This window comes from Gammaproteobacteria bacterium (assembly GCA_003696665.1).
Classification (GTDB): domain Bacteria; phylum Pseudomonadota; class Gammaproteobacteria; order Enterobacterales.
This window is the reverse complement of record RFGJ01000428.1, coordinates 1-1,560: the sequence shown is the minus strand read 5'-3', so window position 1 is coordinate 1,560 and position 1,560 is coordinate 1. Positions and strand designations below refer to the sequence as shown.

Genomic DNA, 1,560 nt, shown 5'->3' with positions numbered 1-1,560 from the left:
CGTCGGCTACCCCAACAAGGACGCCGGGCAGTTTTTCACCCCATGGAATGTCGCCCGCATGATGGCCGAGATGCAATTGCCCTCCGACCGCGCCGCTGCCCTCGAAATCGCCCGCACCAACGAAGACGGCAAAATCAGCGTTTACGACCCGGCCTGCGGCTCCGGTGTCATGCTCATCGCCGCCTGGGACGTGGCCCGCGAACGCGGCTATGACGACCTGGTAGCGCTCTACGGGCAGGACATCGACCCGTACTGCGTCACCATGGCACGCATCAACATCATCATGCGCAAGGAACTGACCGCCGTGCGGCGCGCTGCAAAGGAATTGTGCGCCCTCGACGCCGTGCAGCATATGTTTGGAGATTAGGACGATGAACAAATATGGTTTTTGGGCATTGATTTTCTCATCCGCCTCTATGTTCCTTCTCGCGGCCTGCGTCGGGGCTTCTGTCCACACATACACGCCAACACCCCTAAGTGCCGCGGCATTACGAGCCACGGCAACGCAACAAGCCTGGAACGAAATGCATGTAGCAGTCGAACGAACGCTCCAGGCTACGATCACACATCAGGCCAGGATGAATGTCCCCCCCTTACCGCCAGCCACGGCAACCCAACAGGCATATGTTGCTACGGTCAACGCGGCGGCCTCGGCATACTACGATCTACCAACTTCTCAGTCTGGGATTGACGCCGCCACGAAGACGCTATTGGTTATGGTGTGGATGTCGGGGTTTCTTGTGGGCGGGGCTCTTGGGATGGCAATTGTATATCGCCCGGATCAAGAAAAACGTCCAAAATCACCAACAAATCGTCCGATTTCCACTGCAAATGAGGATGCACGCCAGCAACATCAGGTGGAATCTCGAACTTTAGAACGCCCCGAGCCTGCTGAGCAGGTAAAACAGTGAAAACCGGCTTGTATGGATCGGTAACGCATTCTTCTGCACTGCTTCCAACGAATTTGTTCTCCACGTCGTCGTACAAAGCAAATGACCACGGTATGGGTCGGTCGGTATGATTCACAATCTGAGGCTCTACTACGAGGAACAAATAGCCAGGTACCCACGGGGTGCGCTCGCCGCAAGTTTCCATCAACCATGCGTTCACCACTGCCATTTCCACCCCTTTGGCGGTGGCGGCCTGAGGGTACAAACCGTGCGTCTGTACCGCCGTATAAGCGTAAAATGGTGGCGTCGTGGGGATTACGGTGACATCTCTCTCCACAATCCGAATATGGTCTACGAACACCATGGTGGATATAGTTCCAATCCCGATCCCGAGCACAAGCAACGTAAGCATAGCGGCAATAACAACATGACGGACTTTCATCACGACCTCCTAAATCAAACGATAACGCTATTTTACTTTATCTTTTTACGCATCGCCCAGGTCATCACCCCACAAAAACAGGACAAAAGTCATAATGGTACCCTTGGCTGATTACTACGCTTCCCCCATCATCGTCCCCCTGAAGGGCGGCTGCTACTTTGCCGCCGGGAAGCAGGCACCCCAGTGGCAGCAGCGGTTCCGCCTGCTGGTCAACCTGGCCGTGGCCGT

2 protein-coding genes are annotated in these 1,560 nt (G+C 55.5%); one reads left to right on the top strand and one right to left on the bottom strand.

Annotated elements, in window-relative coordinates:
* Window positions 1-367: hypothetical protein (locus D6694_10805; protein ID RMH39825.1), on the top strand; the 367-nt coding region annotated here is incomplete at its 5' end.
* A 347-nt stretch (window positions 368-714) separates the two neighbouring features.
* Here D6694_10805 and D6694_10800 read toward each other — a convergent pair.
* The gene (locus tag D6694_10800; protein RMH39824.1) at window positions 715-1,302 is read right to left on the bottom strand and encodes a hypothetical protein; all 588 of its coding nucleotides are present in this window, start codon (window positions 1,300-1,302) and stop codon (window positions 715-717) included.
* Window positions 1,303-1,560: the final 258 nt, after the last annotated feature.